The sequence below is a fragment of the Pseudomonas sp. Cab53 genome, from assembly GCF_018325965.1.
GTDB classification, from domain to species: domain Bacteria; phylum Pseudomonadota; class Gammaproteobacteria; order Pseudomonadales; family Pseudomonadaceae; genus Aquipseudomonas; species Aquipseudomonas chlororaphis_E.
Genome location: NZ_AP021902.1, coordinates 4,852,439 through 4,875,408, shown reverse-complemented (window position 1 = coordinate 4,875,408; position 22,970 = coordinate 4,852,439). Strand labels below are relative to the sequence as shown.

The 22,970-nt window shown below is 61.0% G+C and carries 21 protein-coding genes, 1 tRNA gene and 1 pseudogene; 11 read left to right on the top strand and 12 right to left on the bottom strand.

The window, feature by feature from the left end:
• The first annotated feature begins 2 nt into the window (after window positions 1-2).
• The 10 genes from ybgC (at window position 3) to KI241_RS21240 (ending at window position 7,049) form a co-directional block, all read left to right on the top strand.
• Window positions 3-470 (top strand): tol-pal system-associated acyl-CoA thioesterase, encoded by a 468-nt coding sequence (gene ybgC, locus KI241_RS21285; protein WP_003205037.1) that lies wholly within the window; start codon window positions 3-5, stop codon window positions 468-470.
• Window positions 460-1,155 (top strand): protein TolQ, encoded by a 696-nt coding sequence (tolQ, locus tag KI241_RS21280; protein WP_042728759.1) that lies wholly within the window; start codon window positions 460-462, stop codon window positions 1,153-1,155. Before ybgC ends, tolQ begins: the two co-directional genes overlap by 11 nt.
• 23 nt (window positions 1,156-1,178) lie before the next feature.
• A complete protein-coding gene (gene tolR, locus KI241_RS21275; protein WP_161796096.1) occupies window positions 1,179-1,631 on the top strand; it encodes a protein TolR in 453 nt (150 codons plus the stop codon).
• Window positions 1,631-2,710, top strand: coding sequence for a cell envelope integrity protein TolA (tolA, locus tag KI241_RS21270; RefSeq protein ID WP_042728760.1), 1,080 nt, complete (start codon window positions 1,631-1,633; stop codon window positions 2,708-2,710). Before tolR ends, tolA begins: the two co-directional genes overlap by 1 nt.
• A 17-nt stretch (window positions 2,711-2,727) precedes the next feature.
• A complete protein-coding gene (tolB, locus tag KI241_RS21265) occupies window positions 2,728-4,008 on the top strand; it encodes a Tol-Pal system beta propeller repeat protein TolB (RefSeq protein WP_172679705.1) in 1,281 nt (426 codons plus the stop codon).
• A gap of 52 nt (window positions 4,009-4,060) precedes the next feature.
• Complete coding sequence (gene pal, locus KI241_RS21260; protein WP_003178634.1) at window positions 4,061-4,558, top strand: peptidoglycan-associated lipoprotein Pal; 498 nt, start codon at window positions 4,061-4,063, stop codon at window positions 4,556-4,558.
• 6 nt (window positions 4,559-4,564) lie between these two features.
• Window positions 4,565-5,401, top strand: coding sequence for a tol-pal system protein YbgF (gene ybgF / locus KI241_RS21255; protein WP_123578462.1), 837 nt, complete (start codon window positions 4,565-4,567; stop codon window positions 5,399-5,401).
• Between the two features lie 167 nt (window positions 5,402-5,568).
• Window positions 5,569-6,216 carry a 7-carboxy-7-deazaguanine synthase QueE gene (gene queE / locus KI241_RS21250; RefSeq protein ID WP_042728763.1) on the top strand — a complete coding sequence of 216 codons (648 nt, stop codon included), beginning with the start codon at window positions 5,569-5,571 and terminating at the stop codon, window positions 6,214-6,216.
• 19 nt (window positions 6,217-6,235) lie between these two features.
• On the top strand, window positions 6,236-6,910 hold the full coding sequence (gene queC / locus KI241_RS21245) for a 7-cyano-7-deazaguanine synthase QueC (RefSeq protein ID WP_185057645.1): 675 nt from the start codon (window positions 6,236-6,238) through the stop codon (window positions 6,908-6,910).
• A gap of 63 nt (window positions 6,911-6,973) precedes the next feature.
• Window positions 6,974-7,049 (top strand) — tRNA-Lys (locus KI241_RS21240).
• 150 nt (window positions 7,050-7,199) lie between these two features.
• On the opposite strand, the gene KI241_RS21235 is transcribed toward KI241_RS21240, so the two are convergent.
• The 6 genes and pseudogenes from KI241_RS21235 to KI241_RS21210 all read right to left on the bottom strand — a co-directional run bounded on the left by KI241_RS21235 (window position 7,200) and on the right by KI241_RS21210 (window position 14,131).
• Window positions 7,200-8,630 (bottom strand): hypothetical protein, encoded by a 1,431-nt coding sequence (locus KI241_RS21235; protein ID WP_212802967.1) that lies wholly within the window; start codon window positions 8,628-8,630, stop codon window positions 7,200-7,202.
• A 97-nt stretch (window positions 8,631-8,727) separates the two neighbouring features.
• Window positions 8,728-9,915 carry a cyanate transporter gene (locus tag KI241_RS21230; protein ID WP_212802966.1) on the bottom strand — a complete coding sequence of 396 codons (1,188 nt, stop codon included), beginning with the start codon at window positions 9,913-9,915 and terminating at the stop codon, window positions 8,728-8,730.
• A gap of 156 nt (window positions 9,916-10,071) precedes the next feature.
• Window positions 10,072-10,983: a copper homeostasis membrane protein CopD gene (copD, locus tag KI241_RS21225; RefSeq protein WP_212802965.1), complete on the bottom strand. Its 912-nt coding sequence runs from the start codon at window positions 10,981-10,983 to the stop codon at window positions 10,072-10,074.
• 4 nt (window positions 10,984-10,987) lie between these two features.
• Window positions 10,988-11,374: a copper homeostasis periplasmic binding protein CopC gene (copC, locus tag KI241_RS21220; RefSeq protein ID WP_042728768.1), complete on the bottom strand. Its 387-nt coding sequence runs from the start codon at window positions 11,372-11,374 to the stop codon at window positions 10,988-10,990.
• A 54-nt stretch (window positions 11,375-11,428) separates the two neighbouring features.
• Complete coding sequence (locus KI241_RS21215) at window positions 11,429-12,346, bottom strand: copper resistance protein B (protein ID WP_212802964.1); 918 nt, start codon at window positions 12,344-12,346, stop codon at window positions 11,429-11,431.
• 10 nt (window positions 12,347-12,356) lie between these two features.
• Window positions 12,357-14,131 (bottom strand): annotated as a pseudogene (locus KI241_RS21210) (copper resistance system multicopper oxidase).
• A gap of 392 nt (window positions 14,132-14,523) precedes the next feature.
• On the opposite strand from KI241_RS21210, the gene nadA reads away from it, so the two are divergent.
• Entirely contained in the window at window positions 14,524-15,582 is a 1,059-nt protein-coding gene (gene nadA, locus KI241_RS21205; protein ID WP_047736635.1) for a quinolinate synthase NadA, read from the top strand.
• Window positions 15,583-15,792: 210 nt separating this feature from the next.
• Here the strand turns inward: nadA and KI241_RS21200 are convergent, their stop codons facing one another.
• From KI241_RS21200 to gcvH, 6 genes are all read right to left on the bottom strand, one after another.
• Window positions 15,793-16,281 carry an RDD family protein gene (locus tag KI241_RS21200; protein WP_123578455.1) on the bottom strand — a complete coding sequence of 163 codons (489 nt, stop codon included), beginning with the start codon at window positions 16,279-16,281 and terminating at the stop codon, window positions 15,793-15,795.
• Window positions 16,282-16,371: 90 nt separating this feature from the next.
• Window positions 16,372-16,584, bottom strand: a complete 213-nt coding sequence (locus tag KI241_RS21195) for a cold-shock protein (protein ID WP_042728773.1) — start codon at window positions 16,582-16,584, stop codon at window positions 16,372-16,374.
• Between the two features lie 395 nt (window positions 16,585-16,979).
• A complete protein-coding gene (gcvT, locus tag KI241_RS21190; protein ID WP_123578454.1) occupies window positions 16,980-18,104 on the bottom strand; it encodes a glycine cleavage system aminomethyltransferase GcvT in 1,125 nt (374 codons plus the stop codon).
• Between the two features lie 39 nt (window positions 18,105-18,143).
• Window positions 18,144-19,520, bottom strand: coding sequence for an L-serine ammonia-lyase (locus KI241_RS21185; protein ID WP_212802963.1), 1,377 nt, complete (start codon window positions 19,518-19,520; stop codon window positions 18,144-18,146).
• A gap of 105 nt (window positions 19,521-19,625) precedes the next feature.
• Window positions 19,626-22,475, bottom strand: coding sequence for an aminomethyl-transferring glycine dehydrogenase (gene gcvP / locus KI241_RS21180; RefSeq protein WP_212802962.1), 2,850 nt, complete (start codon window positions 22,473-22,475; stop codon window positions 19,626-19,628).
• Between the two features lie 10 nt (window positions 22,476-22,485).
• Window positions 22,486-22,869, bottom strand: coding sequence for a glycine cleavage system protein GcvH (gcvH, locus tag KI241_RS21175; RefSeq protein ID WP_042731001.1), 384 nt, complete (start codon window positions 22,867-22,869; stop codon window positions 22,486-22,488).
• Window positions 22,870-22,970: the final 101 nt, after the last annotated feature.

The following is a 22,970-nucleotide window of genomic DNA, read 5'->3' as shown; positions in this document are numbered from 1 at the left end:
GTATGCGCGCGCAAAACGGGCTGGAGTCGTTCGCACATCGCTGTCGCGTTTATTACGAGGACACCGATGCCGGCGGCATCGTTTACTACGTCAATTACCTCAAGTTTATGGAACGGGCTCGAACCGAACGGCTGCGGGAACTGGGTTTCGCCCAATCCGCGCTGGCAGGGGAGGACCTGTTATTCGTCGTGCATTCCAGCGAAGCGCGCTACCACGCGCCGGCGCGACTGGACGACGAGCTGGTGGTAAGTGCCGATGTCATCGAGTTGAACCGTGTCAGCCTGCGCTTCAAGCAGCAGGTCAGGCGGGCTACGGATAATGTGCTGCTCTGTGAAGGGCAGTTCCTGGTGGCCTGTGTGCGCACCCATAGTTTGAAACCCCGGGCCATTCCCGAAGCTCTACGTGCGGCCTTTGCCGGCGTGAGCGGCGCGGGTACACACTCAGAGCAGGAGATAAAGCGTGGAAGCTAACGTCGTCGACCATACCTCCATGTGGAGCCTGGTCAGCAATGCCAGCGTCGTGGTGCAACTGGTAATGCTGACCCTGGTAGCCGCATCGGTGACCTCATGGATCATGATTTTTCAGCGCAGCAACCTGCTGCGCGCCGGTCGCCGAGCCCTGGAGAGCTTTGAAGAGCGCTTCTGGTCGGGCATCGACCTGTCCAAGCTGTACCGCCAGGCGGGCAGCAACCCGGACCCGGACTCGGGCGTCGAGCAGATCTTTCGCGCCGGCTTCAAGGAGTTCTCCCGCTTGCGCCAGCAGCCGGGCGTCGACCCTGAAGCGGTGATGGAAGGCGTGGCCCGTGCCATGCGCGTGGCCATTTCCCGCGAGGAAGAGAAGCTCGAGCAGAGCCTGCCGTTCCTCGCCACCGTCGGTTCGGTCAGCCCGTACATCGGTCTGTTCGGCACCGTGTGGGGGATCATGAACTCCTTCCGAGGCCTGGCATCGGCCCAGCAAGCGACCCTGGCCACCGTGGCCCCGGGCATCGCCGAGGCCCTGGTTGCCACCGCCATCGGCCTGTTCGCGGCCATCCCGGCCGTCATTGCCTATAACCGCTTCGCTGCCCGCAGCGAAACGCTGATCGGCCGTTACTACACCTTCGCCGATGAGTTCCAGGCGATCCTGCACCGCAAAGTGCACACCAGCGAAGAATAAGCAGGTATTTCCCGATGGCTTTAATCGCTCGAGCCCGAAACAAGCGCAAGCCGGTTGCCGAGATGAACGTGGTGCCCTACATCGACGTGATGCTGGTGCTGCTGGTCATCTTCATGGTGACCGCGCCGATGCTCAACCAGGGCGTGAAGGTTGATCTGCCCAAGGTTTCCAGCGAAGCCTTGCCGCAGGACAACAACACCCAGGTCCTGACCATTTCGATCAAGGCTGACAAGACCTACTACTGGAACCTTGGCAGCGAAGTCGACACCGAGAAGCAGCAGGACCGGGCCATGACCCTGCCGCAGATGACCGATGCGGTGACCAAGATCATTCGTGTCGGCAATGACGCCGGCAAGCGTACGCAGGTCTTCATTCGCGGCGACAAGACCGTCGACTACGGTGCCGTGATGGGCGCCATGGGCGGTCTGCAGAAAGCCGGGGTCGGTAATGTTGGCTTGATCACCGAGGCCCCCTGATGCAGCAACAGCGAGAGCCGTCCGCCTCGGAAAGCTACTTCTGGCCCACTGTCCTGGCCGTCGGCCTGCACGTGCTGGTGTTCGGCATGCTGTTCGTCAGTTTTGCCATGACACCGGAGCTGCCACCGGCCAAGCCGATCGTGCAGGCGACGTTGTACCAGCTCAAGTCCAAAAGCCAGGCCACCACCCAGACCAACCAGAAGCTTGCGGGCGAGGCGAAGAAATCCGCCGCGCGCCAGACCGAAGTCGAGCAGATGGAGCAGAAAAAGGTCGAGCAGGAAGCGATCAAGGCCGCGGAACAAAAGAAAGAGGAAGCGGCTCAAAAGGCCGAGGAAGCCAAGAAGGCCGATGAGGCGAAGAAAGCGGACGAGGCGAAAAAGGCTGATGAAGCCAAGAAAGCCGACGACGCGAAGAAGGCGGCCGAGGCCAAGAAGGCAGAAGAGAAACAATTGGCTGATATAGCCAAGAAGAAGGCCGAGGAAGAAGCCAAGAAAGCCGCCGAAGAAGAGGCCAAGAAAGCGGCCGCTGAAGAAGCGAAGAAAAAGATTGTCGAGGACGCGAAGAAGAAAGCGGCCGAAGACGCCAAGAAGAAAGCCGAAGCTGAAGAGGCGAAGAAAAAGGTCGCCGAAGAAGCGAAGAAGAAAGCCGCCGCCGACGCCGCCAAGAAAAAGGCCCAGGACGCAGCGCGTAAATCTGCCGAAGACAAGAAGGCCCAGGCCTTGGCAGACCTGCTTTCCGACAAGCCGGAGCGCCAGCAGGCCTTGGCCGACGAGCAGGGCGATGAAGTCGCCGGCAGTTTCGATGATCTGATTCGTGCCCGGGCGGCAGAAGGTTGGGCCCGTCCACCTTCGGCGCGCAAAGGCATGACGGTAGTATTGCAAATCGGCATGTTGCCCGACGGTACGGTTACCTCGGTCAGCGTCGCCAAGTCCAGCGGTGACGGTCCGTTCGACGCTTCGGCGGTCGCGGCGGTCAAGAACATTGGACGACTGACGGAAATGCAAGGAATGAAACCGAGCGACTTTGCTCCCTATCGTTCGTTCAAGATGACATTCACACCTGAGGATCTAGCCTTGTGAGAAACATTCTTCGATCAATGCTTGTCGTTATCTGCTGCCTGGCAGGGATGGCGGTAGCAGAGGAAAAGAACATTCTGGTCACCAGCGGCAGCGACCGGGCGACCCCGATCGCCGTCGTACCGTTCGGCTGGCAGGGCGGTAGCGTCCTGCCGGACGACATGGCGGAGATCATCGGCAACGACCTGCGCAACTCGGGTTACTACGCGCCGATTCCGAAACAGAACATGATCAGCCTGCCGACCCAGGCCAGCGAAGTCATCTACCGTGACTGGAAGGCCCTGGGCGCCCAGTACATCATGGTGGGCAGCATTGTCCCGGCCGGCGGTCGCCTGCAGGTGCAGTACGCCCTGTTCAACGTCGCCACCGAGCAGCAAGTGCTGACCGGCAGCGTGTCGGGCGGCGTCGATCAATTGCGCGACATGGCGCACTACATCGCCGACCAGTCCTTCGAGAAACTCACCGGCATCAAGGGTGCGTTCTCCACGCGCATGCTCTACGTGACCGCCGAGCGCTTCTCCGAGAACAACACCCGTTACACCCTGCAGCGCTCCGACTATGACGGCGCCCGCGCGGTGACCCTGCTGCAATCGCGCGAGCCGATCCTGTCGCCGCGTTTTGCCCCCGATGGCAAGCGCATCGCCTATGTTTCGTTCGAGCAGAAGCGTCCTCGGATCTTCGTGCAGCACATCGACACCGGTCGTCGTGAGCAGATCACCAACTTCGAAGGCCTCAATGGCGCGCCGTCGTGGTCGCCGGACGGTTCGCGCCTGGCGTTCGTGCTGTCCAAGGACGGCAACCCTGACATCTACGTGATGAACCTGGCCTCGCGCTCGATCTCCCGCGTCACCAATGGCCCGGGCATCAACACCGAACCGTTCTGGGGCAAGGATGGCTCGACCATCTACTTCACCTCCGACCGCGGTGGCAAGCCTCAGATCTACAAGACCAGTGCTGGTGGCGGCGGTGCTGAACGCGTGACGTTCGTGGGTAACTACAACGCCAACCCTAAACTGTCGGCAGATGAAAAGACCCTGGTGATGATCCATCGCCAGGACGGTTTCACCAATTTCAAGGTGGCGGCCCAGGATTTGCAGCGCGGTAGCGTAAAAATCCTCACTGATAGCACTCTGGACGAGTCACCTACTGTTGCGCCCAACGGCACCATGGTAATCTACGCCACCCGCCAGCAGGGCCGGGGAGTCTTGATGCTCGTGTCCATTAATGGACGCGTGAGGCTCCCGCTTCCTACCGCACAAGGCGAAGTCAGAGAACCGTCCTGGTCCCCTTACCTGAACTGACGCGGCGCAATACGTTTTACTTAACACACTGGGGTTCATTAGGAGTTTCACGATGGAAATGCTGAAGTTTGGTAAATTTGCTGCGCTGGCTCTGGCCATGGCTGTAGCTGTAGGTTGCTCGTCCAAAGGCGGCGACAACGCCGGTGAAGGCGCTGTTGATCCAAACGCTGGTTACGGCGCTAACACTGGTGCAGTTGATGGCTCCCTGAGCGAAGAAGCTGCTCTGCGCGCAATCACCACCTTCTACTTCGAATACGACAGCTCGGACCTGAAGCCAGAAGCCATGCGCGCTCTGGACGTTCACGCCAAAGACCTGAAAGCAAACGGCGCTCGCGTTGTTCTGGAAGGCAACACCGACGAACGTGGTACTCGTGAGTACAACATGGCACTGGGCGAGCGTCGTGCGAAAGCCGTTCAACGCTACCTGGTACTGCAAGGTGTTTCCCCAGCTCAGCTGGAACTGGTTTCCTACGGCGAAGAGCGTCCAGTTGCTACCGGCAACGACGAGCAGTCCTGGGCTCAAAACCGTCGCGTCGAACTGCGTAAGTAATTCGTCATGCGAACGTGCCGTCGTGCTGTAACTGTTCTGGCTCTCAGTCTCGCGCCGCTTGCGGCGTGGGCTGCGGTTCCTGTGGTCGATAACGATGCCGGCTATAGCAATAGCGGGAGCAGTAATCCGCCTGCAGGTTACGGTACGAACGGCGCCTATGCCGGGGGAGGGGTTTCGGCCCCTGTCTCGGCACAGGGCGAGCTGTTCAACCAGCTCCAGCAAATGCAGGATCAACTGTCGCGCCAGCAAGGCGTGATCGAAGTTCTGCAGAATGATATTTCGCGCATGAAGCAGGAAAACCTGGAGCGATACCAGGATCTTGATCGGCGCATAGGAACCGGCGTTGCACCTGCCGCCACTCCTGAGAATTCTGGTACCGGTGGCGACTTGAACGCCCCCGGTGCAGCACCTGCCGCAGGCGCTGGGGCAGCCGCTCCGGCACCTGCCGCCAGCGGTGAACCGGCTGACCCGGCGAAGGAAAAGCTCTACTACGATGCCGCCTTCGACCTGATCAAGGCCAAGGATTTCGACAAGGCCAGCCAGGCCTTCGCCGCTTTCCTGCGCAAGTACCCCAACAGCCAGTACGCGGGCAATGCTCAATACTGGCTGGGCGAAGTGAACCTGGCCAAAGGCGACCTGCAAGGCGCTGGACAGGCGTTCGCCAAGGTCTCCCAGCTGTATCCCAAGCACGCCAAGGTGCCGGATTCGCTGTACAAGCTGGCTGACGTAGAGCGCCGCCTCGGTCACACCGACAAGGTCAAGGGCATCTTGCAGCAAGTGGTGGCCCAGTACCCGGGCACCTCCGCCGCCCAATTGGCTCAGCGCGATCTGCAGCGCATGTAAGCCGGTTTGAGCCCGTATTGAAGAAACCCGCGCCTGTCGCGGGTTTTTTCGTTAGAATTCACGCCCTTTTTCTGAAACACGCTTCCTGGGATCTACGCGTTGGCGGGGTTTCTTGAAGTGCCTGACGGAGGCGGACAGCCTGTTTAGCTGTTACGCCCGTGGCGACTATGCAAGACACATTGAGAATCACCGAAGTTTTTTACTCGTTACAGGGTGAAACGCGAACGGCCGGGCTGCCCACGGTATTTGTGCGCCTCACCGGTTGTCCGTTGCGTTGCCAATACTGTGACAGCGCCTACGCCTTCAGTGGCGGCACCTTGCGCACCCTCGACGACATCCTTGAGCAAGTCGCCGGCTACCGCCCGCGCTATGTCTGTGTCACGGGTGGCGAACCACTGGCACAACCCAATGCCATTCCTTTGCTCAAGCAATTGTGCGATGCCGGCTATGAAGTCTCGTTGGAGACCAGTGGCGCCCTGGATATCTCGGCCGTCGACCCGCGTGTCAGCCGCGTCGTGGATTTGAAAACCCCAGGTTCAAAGGAAGCGCATCGCAACCGTTATGAGAACATCGAACTGCTGACGCCCAACGACCAAGTCAAGTTCGTCATTTGCTCGCGGGAAGATTACGACTGGGCCGTGTCCAAGTTGATCCAGTATCGGCTTGACGAGCGGGCCGGGGAGGTTTTGGTGTCGCCCAGCCATCATGACTTGAATGCCCGTGACCTGGCGGATTGGGTGGTGGCGGATAACCTGCCGGTGCGCCTGCAATTGCAGTTGCACAAATATCTTTGGAACGACGAGCCGGGGCGCTGAGATGACTGAACAGACGAACATTACAGAAAAACGCGCGGTCATCCTGTTGTCCGGTGGCCTGGACTCGGCGACGGTCGTGGCCATGGCCCGGGCCGAAGGCTACCGCTGCTACACCATGAGCTTCGATTACGGCCAGCGTCACCGCGCCGAGCTTCAGGCCGCCGAGCGGGTTGCCCGGGACCTGGGGGTGGTAGAGCACAAGGTGATCGGCCTGAACCTCAACGGGATCGGCGGTTCGGCCCTGACCGACAGTTCCATCGACGTGCCCGAAGCGCCGAGCGAAGGGATCCCGGTGACGTATGTACCGGCCCGCAACACGGTGTTCCTGTCTCTCGCCCTGGGTTGGGCCGAGGTGCTGGGCGCCCGTGACATCTTCATCGGCGTCAATGCGGTGGATTATTCCGGCTACCCGGATTGTCGTCCGGAGTTCGTCGAAGCGTTCGAGCGCATGGCTAACCTGGCGACCAAGGCCGGCGTGGAAGGGCAGGGGTTCCGCATCCAGGCGCCTTTGCAGAACCTGAGCAAGGCCGACATCGTCAAGGCCGGCGTAAAGCTCGGCGTGGACTATGGACTGACCGTTTCCTGCTACCAGGCCGACGATCAGGGCCGTGCCTGCGGCAAATGCGACAGCTGCCGCCTGCGTGCCGAAGGCTTCGCGGCGGCGGGCGTGAGCGACCCAACACCTTATTTTTGATTTATTTCAAATTAGGTGTTGAATAGTCCTTAGAAATCAGTATTATACGCGCCACCACACAGCGGGTCGTTAGCTCAGTTGGTAGAGCAGTTGGCTTTTAACCAATTGGTCGTAGGTTCGAATCCCACACGACCCACCATTTTTAGCAGTTTTAAAAGTCTGGAAGGCCCACGAAAGTGAGGATTTCCAGATTTTTTTTTGCCTGAAATTAAGTGTCCCCCCCGCCCAAGGGCAGGGAGTCAGCCGTTCTGTCGTGGCGCAGTCGCCATGCTCACGACTGCCAGGGCCTTCAGCCCTTTTTCTCGCCCGACGCGGAGCGGTAAACGCCTGGAACCAGCGCTTCCCAAGCGAGCCAGCGTCCTGCCTGGATCTGCCATGAGGGCACCCGGCAAGCCCAATCTTTCTGTAATTTCCTGGCGAATACCGGTAACGGCGGTTTGCGCACAACCTTGCTATTGAGCGTGCTGATACAGAACTTCGAGTAGTTTTTCAGTTCTTTGAGTTCAAGTGACAGCATGTCTTTTGGGCACAGTAACAATACGTCCCCAAAGGAATACAACTGGAAGGCCTCGACTTCTATTTTTTGCGCAGCAACCTGACGTGTTTTCCACAGGGTCGCGCTCAGGTCTTGCAGTTTTATCTCTTCTGGCAAGGCGTATCGCTCCGCCGTTTGTTGGCGAACGGATAAGCCTTGTGCTGCGATGTAGGTGATCTGGCTCAGACTGCCCGGCGAGAGCATTGTGAAGGCGCAGAAGGCCAGGATCATTGCGATCAGGCCATTGAAGGTCCGCCGGTAGATATCCCCCTTGAAACAATAAAATACGACGACCGGTAACAGGGTGAAGATGAGTGTCAGCCAGGACAGGCCCGCCACGTAGGGGACGGTGTCAGGGGTTTCTTTCTCCATGTATGAACGTATCGTCAGCAGGATTGGAAAGGCGGCGAAGATCACGGTGACAAATATGAAGATCGAGACCAGGGTGACGAGCCAGAACGCTTTGCGAGCCCTTACCCACGACTGTAGCCGCTGCCATTTTTCTTTTAGCTGCAGCCACGTTGGCGTCGTCTTGTCTTTGAACGCCTGCCAATAGGTGAGCCATTTTTGCAGGCAGGCCTTCCTGGGGCGGGCAGGCTTATTTTTCTGCAGCTTTTTCTGCTTTATTTGTTGATGGGCTGCCAGGCGTTTCAAGCGGGCTCGCTCCAGCCTGGCTTGGACCAGTGTGCTTTTCCTGATGATTCTTTTGAACGGCGTGAGCGCGTACATGAGAAAGCACGCAACGAAGACGATCAGGAGTAACGCCACGAATATCATCCAGGTGTTCAATGTGGACAGAAAGAAAGTGGCGCCGATGAACGCGCTAAATCCCACAACCGTGGGGAACACCAGATAGAAAACAATCTTCGGTTGGTTGTCCTTCATGTTTGAAAAAAGCGAAACCGACCAGCCGAACATCCACGTTGTTGCCCCCAGGATGAACAGATACGACAGCATCAGCAGCAGGACGAGCACGACCCAGACCAACAGTGCAGACTTCACATCGATGGACGGCATGAACAGATCGATTCGTCCAATCGTCCGGGTATACAGGTACAACGTGATGAACCCTAGCCCTGTCGCGAGCAGGCCTAACGTGACGGTGATCTGGGTCCAATAGGAAAGAATGCGTTTGACGGTGTGCTTGAGCACTTCAGCGAAGGTTCTGTCAGGAATGACGGACAAGGCGTAGCTCCCTTACGAGGTAAAAATCCTGGCAGGTATAGTAACGTCAAGTCGCACCCGCTAAATCTTCAACCTATCAAGTCCTCCTACTGGAAACTCAGCGGATGTGCTGTCCGTAATGTTTCGGGTCCAGGCGCAATCCCATCACCATCATCAACGCCATGACCGCCGTGAGCGACCACCAGGCCCACTCAAAACTCCCCAGTTGGTCGCGGATCATCCCGGCAATCAATGGCGAGAGGCCGGCGATGAGATAGCCGACACCTTGCACGAACGCAGTAAGGCCACCGGCCCGGCGTGGGTTGTCCAGGTGGTCGAGGGATACGATCAGGCTCATGGGGAACAGGCCGCCGATACCCAGCCCCAGCAGGCAGGCCCAGAGCAGGCTGAAGCGTTCCGGACTGAGGATCAGGCCACAGAAGCCGCCGATGATCAGGGCCAGCAGGACGCTCAGGACCAAGCGTTTATCCCGGCTGCGGTTGGCAATCGCCGGGGTGACCAGGCCGGATAACACTTCCATTGCCGTGAGGAACCCCAGCAGCAGGCCAGCGTGCTGTTCGCTCCAGCCCTTTTCCACGTAGTACGGTGCCAGCCAGGCCAGCACGCAGGTGTAGGAAGCGGTGCCCAGGCCAAAGAAAATCGCCAGGAGCCAGGCCCGGGCGTTGCTGGAGAACGCTTCGTGATGCCGGGGCGCTGTTTCGGACAAGGGCGTGATGTTCGATCCCTGGGCGTACCAGCAGCCCAAGGCGACCAGCGCCAACAATGCCCAGATCGCCAGGCCGATGCGCCAACTGCCCGTTTGCGTCAGGACAAAGGGTGAAAACGATGCAGCAATCGCCGCCCCGCCCATGATGGCGGTGACGTACAAGCCCATGAACAGAGAGACGTTGTCGGCGAAGCGTGACTTGATCAGTGCCGGCATCACAGCCTGGATCAACGCGATCCCAAGCCCGGCCACGATCGCACTGGCGATCAACCCGGCGGCGCTGTCCAGATACAAGCGCGAGGCCGTGGCGATGCCAATGATCAACAGCGACAGCACGATGGTGCGGTGTTCACCAATGCGCAGGGCGATGCGCATGCCCAGGAACATCGCCAGGCCCATCGCCATGACGGGCAACATGGTCAGCAGCGAGGCGGTACTGAAACTCAAGGGAACCTCGCCGCGAATGGCCGATAACAACGGCCCGACCGCTGCCATCGAAGGCCTCAGGTTCAGCGCTACCAAAACGATGCTGACCATCAGCCAGATGGCGTGGGTGGTTGAGGTTCGAATGCTTTCCATAACAGGGCCTTGGCTGGATAAAGCCCCATTTAGGCCAGGGCACCTTGCGATGGGCAAACTGAAAACTGGTGAGGCTTATTTAATAATTAAATGCTGCTCGCTTTTGTGACGAGGGAGCAAGTTCTCTCGCCACGGATTCAGTAGGGCGCTAGTCGGTTATTCCATCTCCGGGCTCAGCGTCCCCAGCCACGCCACCAATCCCAGAATGATCACCGCCACAGCGAACTCCAGGACCATGCTGCGCCGTAGGGCATTCACCGCGACTTTGTGCTCGCCGCTCTGTCGAGCCCGCTCCAGCAGTGGGCTCAGGTGAAAGCGGTTCAACGCGGCGAACACCAGCATGGCGGCGAACAAGATGAGCTTGAGCGCCAGCAACTGACCGTAGGTACTGTCCAGCAGCCCTTCGACGCTTGGGCCGGCGATGAACAGATAATTCACCACCCCCGTCACGCTGATGACCGCCACGATCACCGCCCCGGCGGTTTCAAACCCGGTCAACGTCCGGGCCAGTACCGCCAGCTGCGGTTCGGCCTGGCGAAGCAGCAGGGCAAACGCGGCCAAGGCCCCGACCCAGCCTCCCGCCGCCCACAAGTGCAGGAAGTCGGTGCTGAAGTGCCAGTTGCGGCGTGTGCCTTCGTCCATTGCGCCGTGCCCCGCCCAGGCCAGCGTCGCCAAGGCCACGGCCCCACCGAGCATGACCAGGCCCAGGCTGGCAGTCGGCCAACGTTTATTGAGCGTCACGGCGACCCCGGCCAGCAGCAGCGCCGCTATCCGCAGTGTCCAACTCGAGCCGAAGTCGGTCTCCAACACCATCATTTCAATGTGCGGCCACAGTTCGGCCCAGTCTGAAACTCCGCTCATGGCCCAGGCCATGCACGCCATGGCGGCGAAGGAGAGCAGCACGCCCAACACCGCCGTGGTCACTAGCAGTGGTGTGAACGGCAACTGCGTGCCCGACACCCGCTCCTGGCCTCGCAGGCTATAGAGCCCGAACGCGGCCAGGCCGAACAGCAACATCAGATCCAAATACAGGGCAAAACGCAGGGCGATGTTGATCGAGTCGCTCATCAACTCACTTCACTTTGAACGTGACGTTACCGGTGATCGGGTGAGTGTCGGACGACACCGCGCGCCACTGGACCTGATAGGTGCCGGCGGTGAGAGGGCCATTTGGGACAATGACCATGGTTTTCGGGTCATCGCTGCCGGAGACCTTGGCTGGCATGGGCATGGGCGAATGCGCCGCCATGCCGGGCATCTCGGTCATCATTAGCTTGGCTCCGGAAAACTGGGTCATCAGGTTTTCGGAAAAGTGCAGCTCGATCCTTGGCGGTGCCGCACCTTCGGCGCCCTCGGCGGGGGTAGAGGACAGCAGTTTCGGGTGCGCCTGGGCCAGGCCACTGACCAACAGGCCGGTGGACAAGGCGACAGCAACAACAGCAGTTTTGATGAGTGACATGCAAGGACTCCTACAGCTCGGTTTTTTAGTTTTTTTGTGAAACAGGTCAATGGCTCAGAACCACATGCGCACGCCCAACACCAGACGGGCTTCGCTGTGGTCTTCGCCCTCTTCGCGAGCGTAGTCGGCGGTGTTGCCATAGACCCGATTCCAGGTAACACCCATGTAGGGCGCGAACTCGCGGCGTATTTCATAACGCAGCCGTACGCCGAGTTCGGTGTCCGACAGCCCTGAGCCGACACCGCGGGCGGGGTCGTTCTTGCCATAGAAGTTGACCTCGGCGGTGGGCTGCAGGATCAACCGATTGGTCAGCAAGATGTCGTAGTCACCTTCCAGTCGCGCCGCGCTCTGGCCACCTTCGCCGATGAACGCGGTGGCTTGGGCTTCGAAGTTGTACAACGCCATGCCTTGCACGCCGAAGGCGGCCCAGGTTTGCGCATCGCCCGGCTTGAAGTCCTGGCGTACGCCGGCCACCACGTCCCACCAAGGACTGATGGCGTGGCCCCACAGGGCCTGAAGTTCCGCCTCTTCGGTCTTGCCGTTGAGGCGTTCACCTTCGGAGCGCAGCCACAAACGGTCGATGTCGCCACCGATCCAGCCGGAGGCATCCCAGCTCAGGGCGCTGCCGTCATCGGCGTCTTGCCACTCCAGTTGGTCAATGAGGAAAAACGAATTGATTGCACTGTCATGCACCGCGTGTCCGCCGTGATCCTCGTAGACGGCGGCGCGATCGGCGGCTGTCAGTTCCGGGATCGGCGTGCGGCTGGTGGTCGGCGCTGATTGCATGGGTTCCATGCCCTGCATCGAGTCCATGCCTTGCATCGAATCCATACCTTGCATCTGGCTATGGTCCATCCCGTGCATCTGGCTGTGATCCATGCCTTGCATGTCGTTGCCCGCCGCCCAGGCCGAGGTGGCGCCGAGGGTCAGGCTGGCCATGAGTGCCAGGGGGTATTGAAAAACAGTGGTCATGCTCGGCTCCTCATTCCTGCACCCGAACTTCACGGAACATCCCCATCTCCATGTGGTACAGCAGGTGGCAGTGATACGCCCAACGCCCGAGGGCATCGGCGGTGACGCGGTAGCTGCGCCTGGCGCCCGGTGGTACGTCGAGGGTGTGCTTGCGCACCATGAACTGGCCGTTCTCGTCCTCCAGATCGCTCCACATGCCGTGCAGGTGGATGGGGTGGGTCATCATGGTGTCGTTGATCAGCACGATGCGCAGTCGCTCGCCGTACTTGAGCAGCAGCGGCGCGGCGTCGGAAAATTTCACGCCGTTGAATGACCAGGCGAATTTTTCCATGTGCCCGGTCAGGTGCAGCTCGATCGTACGGCCCGGTTCGCGGCCGTCGGGGTCGGGGAAGGTGCTGCGCAGGTCTGAGTAGGTCAGCACTTTGCGGCCGTTGTCGCGCAGCCCCATGCCGGGATCGTCGAGCTTGGGCTTGACGCTCATGGCCTGCATGTCTACCAGGGGTTGTCTTTCTCGGTGTCGGGGTGCGACAGCATGCCGTCCGTGCCTTGCATGGCACCGTGATCCATACCGGACATGTCGCCCATGCCCTGCATCTGGCTATGATCCATGCCCTGCATCTGGCTGTGGTCCATCCCGGCCATGCCCTGCATCGAGCCGTGGTCCATGCCGCCCATGCCCATATCGTCCATGGTCACCAATGGCCGCGGGTCCAGGGGCGGCACCGGTGCCGACAACCCGGCCCTGGCCGCGAGGGTGCCGCGGGCATAGCCGGTGCGGTCCATGGACTGGGCGAACAGGGTGTAGGCCTCTTGGGTCGGTTCGACGATGACGTCATAGGTTTCGGCCACGGCGATCCGAAACTCATCGACACTCACCGGTTTGACGTATTGGCCGTCGGACGCCACCACCGTCATCTTCAAGCCGGGAATGCGCACGTCGAAATAGCTCATGGCCGAGCCGTTGATAAAGCGCAGGCGAAGACGTTCGCCAGGCTTGAACAGGCCGGTCCAGTTCATGTCCGGCGCCTGGCCGTTCATGAGGTAGGTGTAGGTGGCACCGCTGACGTCGGCCAGGTCCGTGGGGTTCATCTTCATCTCGGCCCACATCTTGCGATCGGCCACAGTGCTGGCCCAGCCGTTCTTGCCCACATCGTCAATGAAGTCGCCGACGGTGCGTTTGTTGTAGTTGTAGTAGTCCGACTGTTTCTTGAGCTTGCGAAGGATGTTGCCGGGGTCTTCATCGGTCCAGTCGGTGAGCATCACCACATAGTCCCGTTCGTATTGGAAGGGCTCCGGTTCCCTGGCGTCGATCACCAGCGGGCCGTAGACCCCGGATTGCTCCTGGAAGCCTGAATGGCTGTGGTACCAGTAGGTGCCGTTTTGCCGGACCTTGAACTGATACACATACATGCCGTCGGGTTCGATACCCTTGAAACTCAACCCCGGAACGCCGTCCATGTTGGCTGGCAGCAGGATGCCGTGCCAGTGGATGGAGGTTGTATCCTTCAAGCGATTGCGCACCCGCAGGGTGACGGTGTCGCCTTCACGCCAGCGCAGCAGCGGGCCGGGAATGCCGCCGTTGATGGTCTGGGCGGTACGTGGGGTGCCGGTGAAGTTGACCGGGCTTTCGCCAATGAACAGATCGAACTCGGTGCCGCTCAGGACGTTGGGCTGGCCCGGGCCGGTGAGCGCCCAGACAGGCGCGCGCCACAAGCCCAAGCCGCCGAGGATGCCGCCGGCAGTCAGACCCTTTACGAAGGTGCGCCGGGAAGTTTTGGTTTGCATACGATGGAGGTCCGTCAGTCGATTCGCCACGTGCCCGGAGCAATCTCCTTGGCAGGTTTGAACGAAAAGATGACACAGGCGAGTGGGGCGAGTGATTACATTTCAGTCAGCTTGAGGGGAACACAAGTTGGCGGTCGATTTGAGCCGGCCATGTTTGGGGCTGCTTCGCAGCCCAGCGGGAGTAAGCTCCCTCGCCACGGTGGATCGCGTTCGGGGCTGGGGTTGGGCACAGGTCAGAATGATCTTTTGCATCGCCGGGATATTCTGTAGCCTTGCCGGCTTCACGCTGTCCCGTGCCTGATTGATACCCACTTTCCCGGCGGTACCCGAGTGGTCCGGAGCCGGGTGTATACTCGACTTTCGCGCTAAACGCGCTTGCAGGTCTTGCGAACATGACGCAAATTTCTGAACGCCTTCTGGTCCAGGCCCACCTTGACGCCAAGCAGCCCAAGCCGCTGTCCGCCGAACAGGAAGCCTGGTACCGCGCCGCCATCGCCGCCGAGCTCAAGGCTCAGGACGCGGTACTGGTCGCGCATTTCTACTGTGATCCGATCATCCAGGCCCTGGCCGAGGAAACCGGCGGCTGCGTGTCCGACTCCCTGGAGATGGCCCGCTTTGGCAATGCCCACCCGGCCAAGACCGTGGTCGTTGCCGGGGTCAAGTTCATGGGCGAGACCGCCAAGATCCTCAACCCGGAAAAACGCGTGTTGATGCCGACCCTGGAAGCCACCTGCTCCCTGGACCTGGGTTGCCCGGTGGACGAGTTCTCGGCGTTCTGCGACCAGCACCCGGAGCGCACGGTGGTGGTGTATGCCAACACCTCGGCGGCGGTCAAGGCCCGAGCTGACTGGGTGGTGACATCCAGCTGCGCGCTGGAGATCGTCGAGAGTCTGATGGACAACGGCGAGACGATCATCTGGGGCCCGGACAAGCACCTGGGGACCTACATCCAGCGCAAGACCGGAGCCGACATGCTGCTCTGGGACGGTGCCTGCATCGTCCACGAGGAGTTCAAGTCCAAGCAGTTGGAGGACATGAAGGCGCTGTATCCGGACGCTGCGATCCTGGTGCACCCGGAGTCGCCGACATCGGTGATCGAGCTGGCGGACGCAGTGGGTTCCACCAGTCAGTTGATCGCTGCGGCCCAGAGCCTGCCGAACAAGACGCTGATCGTCGCCACCGACCGCGGCATCTTCTACAAGATGCAGCAGCTGTGCCCGGACAAGGTCTTCATCGAGGCCCCAACCGCCGGTAACGGCGCGGCGTGCCGCAGTTGCGCGCATTGCCCGTGGATGGCGATGAACACCCTGGAGCGCACGCTCAAGAGCTTACAGGAAGGTGCCAACGAGATCTTCGTCGACCCGGCCCTGATTCCCCAGGCCATTCGCCCGCTCAAGCGCATGCTGGACTTTACTCAGGCCGCACGGATGAAATTGGCGGGGAACGCCTGAGCGGAGCTGTCTCCTATGGCGAGGGGGTTATCTGTGGCGAGGGGATTTATCTGTGGCGAGGGGATTTATCCCCGTTGGGGCGCGAAGCGCCCCTAAAGCCAGCCGATTCGGTACGCCAGGACAATCGAGTTGACTGTTTGGGGCTGCTTCGCAGCCCAGCGGGGATAAATCCCCTCGCCACAATGGGGCTCCCCTGACAAAGCGCCGCTGTTACCGGGTCTTCTTCGGAATCCGAACCAGTTGCGTGTCCGAGTAGATGTCATGCCAGCTGCGCTTGCGCTTGTCGAACAGCGCCCAGATGAAGCCCAGCCCCAGCGGCAGCCATGACGCAATCGACACCACGAAGCGCAACAGTGCCTGCCACAGGCTGATGGCCGTGCCATCGGCGTTCTGCACGCGAATGCACCATACCTGCATGCCCAGGGTCTGGCCGTTGTGGGTCCAGAACTTGGCGAAGAAACCGAACAATACGAACAGCAGCACGGTGGATAGCAACGGGTCACCGTCCAGCGTGCCGGCTTCGGTCAGGGCGCGCATCTTCTCTTCGCCGATGATTGCCATCTGGATCATCTTGTAGGCGCCACTGGTGACGATCAACAGCGCCGTGCACAGCAGGAAGTCATAGAACATCGCCGCCAGGCGACGGCCCAGGCCGACGGGAGGGAAGTCGCCCTGGGGATTGAGCAGGTGCTTGGGCATGGTGGCCTCGGAAAAAAAGAAGGCATTCTACGGAATTGCGCCCATAAAAAAGCCCCTGATATCAATCAGGGGCTTTTTCATTTCAGAAAATTAGCTTTCTGCTTGTACTTCGTCAGCCTGCATGCCTTTCTGGCCTTGCACCGCAACGAAAGTGACCTTCTGGCCTTCTTTCAGGGTCTTGAAGCCGTTGCCCTGGATCGCGCGAAAGTGCACGAACAGATCCGGACCGCTTTCAGGGGTGATAAAACCAAAACCCTTTTCGTCGTTGAACCACTTGACGGTACCGCTCTGACGATTCGACATTTTCTTATTTCCTTGACGCTAAAATTGATGACAGCCTCTTTCACATGAAAGAGTACTGGGGCTGGGTTGCAGGAAAGTAAGAGACGTCGAGCGGGATGTAGCGAACTTCATAAGCTACTGCCCAGGTCACGATTCCAAGCGACCCATGCAAACACAGTGGCCAAACTCTACGCCAACCACCAACAAAAAAACAACCCCCCCTGAGGGGCCCGTATTTGCTCACGTTGCTGGCATTTAAGCGCTTCGCTGGCGTGGGCTTATTCGAAAGGCGAGTTGGGTACTTCTTGACTGTTATAAGCAAGATGCCCGCGACAATTAGATGCACCTTTTTATGGCGATTGCGTTACACATTAGTGCACGTATAACGCAATCGCGTTACTTATAGAAACAGTCAATCATCCGCGATAGTAGCGTTGTGCAACAAATGGCATTTTGCTTACAAGCAAAGGCACCTTTTTCCCACGAACAATGGCCCAGACAGGCGTCTCCAGCGCGACATAGGCACTGTCCAGGTAACCCATGGCCAACGGGCCGCCCAAGGTCGGGCCGAAACCGCCGCTGCATACGGTTCCGATCGTCTCGCCCGCCTCGTTGACGATCTCAGCGCCTTCGCGCACCGGTGTGCGTTCCTGGGGCAGCAGGCCCACGCGTTTACGCTTCACTGTGCCCTGTTGTTGGGCAAACACGGTCTCAGCGCCGGGGAAGCCACCGGCACGGGCGCCATCGGCACGTCGAACCTTGGAAATGGCCCACAGCAGGCTCGCCTCGATCGGGGTGGTCTCGGTGTTCATGTCATGGCCGTAAAGGCACAGGCCGGCTTCCAGGCGCAGGGAGTCACGGGCGCCGAGGCCGATGGCGGCGACTTCCGGCTCGGCCAGCAGGGCGCGGGCCAGGGTTTCCACGTCGGCGGCGGGTACGGAGATCTCGAAGCCGTCTTCACCGGTGTAGCCGGAACGGCTGACGAAGCACTCCACGCCCAGCAACGTGACACGCTGAAATTGCATGAAGGTCATCTTCGCCACGTCTGGCGCCAGGCGTGCGAGCACGGTGACGGCGGCGGGGCCTTGCAGAGCGAGCAAGGCGCGCGCTTCGAACAAAGGCTCGATGGTGCATTGGTTGCCGATATGGTTGCGCAGGTGGGCCAGGTCCTGGTCCTTGCAGGCCGCGTTGACCACCAGGAACAGTTCGTCGTTGCCCAGGTTGGCCACCATCAGGTCGTCGAGGATCCCACCTTGCTCGTTGGTGAACATGGCGTAGCGCTGCATGCCCACCGGCAGGTCGATGATGTCCACCGGCACCAGGGTCTCCAGGGCCTTGGCGGCACCCGCGCCGCTCAGGCGGATCTGGCCCATGTGGGACACGTCGAACAACCCGGCCTGGTCGCGGGTGTGCTGGTGTTCTTTCATCACGCCCAACGGGTACTGGACCGGCATGTCGTAGCCGGCGAACGGCACCATACGGGCGCCGAGTTCGAGGTGCAGCGCGTGCAGCGGGGTCTTGCGCAGTGGTTCGGTGGACATATCAGCTCCTGGAAGAGGTAGAGGGCAGGGAAGCACGCGTCAGCATTCGATGATGTTGACCGCCAGACCGCCGCGGGCGGTCTCCTTGTATTTGCTTTTCATGTCGGCGCCGGTCTGGCGCATGGTGCGGATGACCTTGTCGAGGGAGACGAAGTGGTGCCCGTCGCCGCGCATCGCCATGCGCACCGCGTTGATGGCTTTCACCGAGCCCATGGCGTTGCGCTCGATGCACGGCACCTGCACCAGGCCACCGATGGGGTCGCAGGTCAGGCCGAGGTTGTGTTCCATGCCGATTTCGGCGGCGTTTTCCACCTGCTGCACGGTGCCGCCCAGCACTTCGCAGAGCGCCCCGGCGGCCATGGAGCAGGCGACGCCGACTTCACCCTGGCAACCGACTTCGGCCCCGGAGATGGATGCGTTTTCCTTGTACAGGATGCCGATGGCGGCGGCGGTCAGCAGGAATCGCACCACGCCGTCTTCGTTGGCACCCGGAATGAAGCGCATGTAGTAATGCAGCACGGCCGGGATGATCCCCGCCGCACCGTTGGTGGGTGCAGTGACCACGCGTCCGCCGTAGGCGTTTTCTTCGTTGACCGCCAGGGCGTACAGGTTGACCCAGTCCAGCACCGACAGTGGGTCGCGCAGGGACGCTTCCGGGTTCTTGCACAGTTGACGGTGCAACGCCGCTGCCCGCCGCTTGACCTTCAACCCGCCGGGCAGGATCCCTTCGTTGCGACAACCGGCCGCCACGCAATCCTGCATCACTTGCCAGATCTTCAGCAGGCCGGCGCGGGTTTCGGCTTCGGGGCGCCAGGCACTTTCGTTGGTCAACATGACCTGGCTGATGGACAGGCCATAGGTGCTGCAATGGCCCAGCAGGTCCTTGGCACTCTTGAACGGGAAGGTCAGGGGCGTGGCGTCCTCGACGATCCGGTCGGCGCCGGCGGCGCCTTCGTCGACGACAAAACCGCCGCCGATCGAATAGTACTCGCGGCTGCGCACTTGCAACCCGGCGGCGTCGAACGCGCGGAAGATCATGCCGTTGGGGTGGAAGGCCAGCGGCTTGCGAATCATTGCCAGGTGCAGCTTTTCATTGAATTCGATGGGGTGTTGGCCGAGCAGATTCAGGCGTCCGTTGCTGCGGATGTCCTGCAGGCGGGCGGTGACGGTCTCGGTGTCCACGGTGTCCGGGTGCTCACCTTCCAGGCCCAGCAGCACGGCCTTGTCGCTGCCGTGGCCCTTGCCGGTGGCGCCGAGGGAACCATAGAGCTCGACCTTGACGCTGGTGATGTTTTCAAGCAAATCATCACGGCGCAGCCCCTCGACAAAACGGGCAGCGGCACGCATGGGGCCGACCGTATGGGAGCTCGAAGGGCCGATACCGATCTTGAACAGGTCGAACACGCTTAACGACATAGGGGGCTCCTGGGGGAGCAGCTACGAGCTTCAAGCTACAGGCTGCAAGTTAAAAGCCGAGTGGCTCTTACTTGCAGCTTGCGGCTTGTCACTTGTCGCTGCTTCTTAAGCGTAGCTTTCGATCGACGGGCAAGCGCACACCAGGTTGCGGTCGCCGAACACGTTGTCGACCCGGCCCACGGGCGGCCAGTATTTGCCTTCGATCAACGAGGCCACCGGGTACACCGCTTGCTCGCGGCTGTAGGGGTGGGTCCACTCGCCGACGAGCTCCGCCGCGGTGTGCGGGGCGTTCTTCAGCGGGTTGTCGTCCTTGTCCAGGCTGCCATTTTCCACGGCGCGGATTTCTTCGCGGATGCAGATCATGGCGTCGCAGAAGCGGTCCAGCTCTTCCTTGGATTCGCTTTCGGTCGGTTCGATCATCAGCGTGCCGGCCACCGGGAACGACATGGTCGGGGCGTGGAAGCCGAAGTCGATCAGGCGCTTGGCCACGTCATCGACGCTGATGCCGCTGCTGTCCTTGAGCGGGCGCAGGTCGAGGATGCATTCGTGGGCCACCAGGCCGTTGCTGCCGGTGTAGAGCACCGGGTAGTGTTCTTCCAGGCGGCGGGCAATGTAGTTGGCGTTGAGGATCGCCAGCTGCGAAGCGCGCTTGAGGCCGGCGCCACCCATCATGCGAATGTACATCCAGGTGATCGGCAGGATGCTCGCGCTGCCGAACGGCGCCGCGCACACCGCGCCTTCCTTGCGGTCCATGTTCGCGTGGCCCGGCAGGAACGGCGCCAGGTGCGACTTGACGCCGATCGGGCCGACACCTGGGCCGCCACCGCCGTGAGGAATACAGAAGGTCTTGTGCAGGTTGAGGTGCGACACGTCGCCACCGAACTTGCCCGGTGCACAAAGGCCGACCATGGCGTTCATGTTGGCGCCGTCGATGTACACCTGGCCGCCGTTGTCATGGATGATGCCGCAGATTTCGCGGATGCCTTCCTCGAACACGCCGTGGGTGGACGGGTACGTGATCATCAGCGCGGCCAGGTGTTCGCGGTGTTCGATGGCCTTGGCGCGCAGGTCTTCGATGTCGACGTTGCCACGGGCATCGCACGCGGTGACCACCACGCGCATGCCCGCCATGTTGGCAGTGGCCGGGTTGGTGCCGTGGGCCGAGGATGGGATCAGGCAGATGTCGCGGCGCTCTTCGCCACGGCTCTGGTGATAGGCCCGGATCGCCAGCAGGCCGGCGTACTCACCCTGGGAACCGGCGTTGGGTTGCAGCGACACCGCGTCGTAACCGGTGGCGGCGCACAGCATGGCTTCCAGTTCATCGGTCAGTTGCTGGTAACCGGCACTCTGCTCGGCCGGGGCGAACGGATGCAGGGCGCCGAACTCGGCCCAGGTCACCGGGATCATCTCGCTGGCGGCGTTGAGTTTCATGGTGCAGGAACCCAGGGGGATCATGGTGCGATCCAGGGCCAGGTCCCTGTCGGCGAGCTTGCGCAGGTAGCGCATCAGCTCGGTTTCGGAATGGTAGCGGTTGAACACTGGGTGGCTGAGGATCGGCGACTGGCGCACCAGCTCGGCCGGGATGCGGCTTTGCACCGAGGCGGCCAGGGCGGCGAAGTCCGGCAGGGCCTTGCCGTCGGCCAACAGGTTCCACAGTGCTTCGACGTCCGCCTGGCTGGTGGTTTCGTCCAGGGACAGGCCCAGGCGCTGCGCGTCGACCACACGCAGGTTGATGCGCTGTGCGCGGGCCTTGTCGTGCAGGGCTGCGGTTTGCACGCCGGTGCGCAAGGTCAGGGTGTCGAAGAAGCTCTCTTGCTCGACGCTCAGCCCTAGCGCGCCCAGGCCTTTGGCGAGGATTGCGGTCAGGTGGTGGATGCGATTGGCAATTTGCACCAGGCCCTTGGGACCGTGGTACACGGCGTACATGCTGGCGATGTTGGCCAGCAGCACCTGGGCGGTGCAGATGTTGCTCGTGGCTTTCTCGCGGCGGATGTGTTGTTCGCGAGTCTGCATCGCCAGGCGCAGGGCCGGCTTGCCGAAACGGTCCACGGAAACGCCGACCAGACGGCCCGGCATGTCGCGCTTGAAAGCGTCCTTGGTGGAGAAATAGGCCGCGTGTGGGCCACCGAAGCCCAGTGGCACGCCAAAGCGCTGGGCGCTGCCGATGGCGACGTCGGCGCCGAATTCACCCGGCGGGGTCAGCAAGGTCAGGGCCAGCAGGTCGGCCGCGACGGCGACCAAGGCGTTGCTGGCGTGGAAACGCTCGGTCAGGGCGCGGTAGTCGAACACGTCACCGTTGCTGGCCGGGTATTGCAACAGCGCGCCGAAGAATTGGCTGGTGTCGCTCAGTTCGCGTTCGTCGCCGACCACCACGTCGATGCCCAGGGGCTCGGCACGGGTGCGCAACACGTCGAGGGTTTGCGGATGGCTGTGTACGGAAGCGAAGAAGGCGTTGCTGCCCTTGTTCTTGCTCAGGCGCTTGCAGAAGGTCATCGCTTCGGCGGCGGCAGTGGCTTCGTCCAGCAGGGAAGCGTTGGCGATCGGCAGGCCGGTGAGGTCGCTGATCAGGGTCTGGAAGTTCAGCAGTGCTTCGAGGCGGCCCTGGGAGATTTCTGGCTGGTACGGGGTGTAGGCGGTGTACCAGGCCGGGTTTTCCAGCAGGTTGCGCAGGATCGGTGCCGGCGTGTGGCAGTTGTAGTAGCCCTGGCCGATGTAGGTCTTGAACAGTTGGTTCTTGCTGGCGATGGCCTTGATCGACGCCAGTGCGTCGGCTTCGCTCTGGCCGTCCCCCATGTCCAGCACGCTGGTGCCCTTGATGCTTTCAGGGATCACGCTGGCGCTCAGGGCTTGCAGGGAGTCGTAGCCCAGGCGCTCTAGCATGGCTTGCTCGTCGCTGGCCCGTGGGCCGATGTGACGGGCGATGAATTCGTTGGCGGTGCCCAGATTAACGGTCATGTGGCGCTCCTCAGGCTTGGGCGTTGGCTTTGATCAGGCGGTCGTAGGCATCCTGATCCAACAGTTGGCCAACTTCAGCGGGATTGGCCGGCGTGAAGCGGAAAAACCAGCCTTCGCCCAGCGGATCTTCGTTGACCAGTTCCGGATTGCTTTCCAGGGCCGGGTTGACTTCCAGCACGTCACCGTCCAATGGCATGTAGACACCGCTGGCGGCCTTCACCGATTCCACGGTCGAGGCTTCAGCCCCCTTGGCGTAGGTTTGCAGTTCCGGTAACTGAACATAGACCACATCGCCCAAGGCGTTCTGGGCAAACGCGGTGATGCCGACTGTAACGCTGCCGTCGGCTTCGGTGCGCAGCCATTCGTGATCTTCAGTGAAACGCAACTCGCTCATGGAAACTCCTGGGGCCAGATTCGTCTGGTGGACGCGAAGAAAGGCGCGGGACTTGGCCCGGCCGAATGGCTATACCCATAGCAAGAATGCGGCCAATGTTT

Excerpts from the sequence above, each read along its gene's own strand:
- queE (WP_042728763.1), top strand. The coding sequence starts at position 5,569 with ATGCAAGACACATTGAGAATCACCGAAGTTTTTTACTCGTTACAGGGT.
- gcvT (WP_123578454.1), bottom strand. The coding sequence starts at position 18,104 with ATGTCCACCGAACCACTGCGCAAGACCCCGCTGCACGCGCTGCACCTC.
- tolA (WP_042728760.1), top strand. The coding sequence starts at position 1,631 with ATGCAGCAACAGCGAGAGCCGTCCGCCTCGGAAAGCTACTTCTGGCCC.
- nadA (WP_047736635.1), top strand. The coding sequence starts at position 14,524 with ATGACGCAAATTTCTGAACGCCTTCTGGTCCAGGCCCACCTTGACGCC.
- KI241_RS21230 (WP_212802966.1), bottom strand. The coding sequence starts at position 9,915 with ATGGAAAGCATTCGAACCTCAACCACCCACGCCATCTGGCTGATGGTC.
- KI241_RS21215 (WP_212802964.1), bottom strand. The coding sequence starts at position 12,346 with ATGACCACTGTTTTTCAATACCCCCTGGCACTCATGGCCAGCCTGACC.
- copC (WP_042728768.1), bottom strand. The coding sequence starts at position 11,374 with ATGTCACTCATCAAAACTGCTGTTGTTGCTGTCGCCTTGTCCACCGGC.
- KI241_RS21185 (WP_212802963.1), bottom strand. The coding sequence starts at position 19,520 with ATGTCGTTAAGCGTGTTCGACCTGTTCAAGATCGGTATCGGCCCTTCG.
- ybgF (WP_123578462.1), top strand. The coding sequence starts at position 4,565 with ATGCGAACGTGCCGTCGTGCTGTAACTGTTCTGGCTCTCAGTCTCGCG.
- pal (WP_003178634.1), top strand. The coding sequence starts at position 4,061 with ATGGAAATGCTGAAGTTTGGTAAATTTGCTGCGCTGGCTCTGGCCATG.
- ybgC (WP_003205037.1), top strand. The coding sequence starts at position 3 with ATGCGCGCGCAAAACGGGCTGGAGTCGTTCGCACATCGCTGTCGCGTT.
- tolB (WP_172679705.1), top strand. The coding sequence starts at position 2,728 with ATGCTTGTCGTTATCTGCTGCCTGGCAGGGATGGCGGTAGCAGAGGAA.
- copD (WP_212802965.1), bottom strand. The coding sequence starts at position 10,983 with ATGAGCGACTCGATCAACATCGCCCTGCGTTTTGCCCTGTATTTGGAT.
- gcvH (WP_042731001.1), bottom strand. The coding sequence starts at position 22,869 with ATGAGCGAGTTGCGTTTCACTGAAGATCACGAATGGCTGCGCACCGAA.
- KI241_RS21200 (WP_123578455.1), bottom strand. The coding sequence starts at position 16,281 with ATGCCCAAGCACCTGCTCAATCCCCAGGGCGACTTCCCTCCCGTCGGC.
- KI241_RS21195 (WP_042728773.1), bottom strand. The coding sequence starts at position 16,584 with ATGTCGAATCGTCAGAGCGGTACCGTCAAGTGGTTCAACGACGAAAAG.
- gcvP (WP_212802962.1), bottom strand. The coding sequence starts at position 22,475 with ATGACCGTTAATCTGGGCACCGCCAACGAATTCATCGCCCGTCACATC.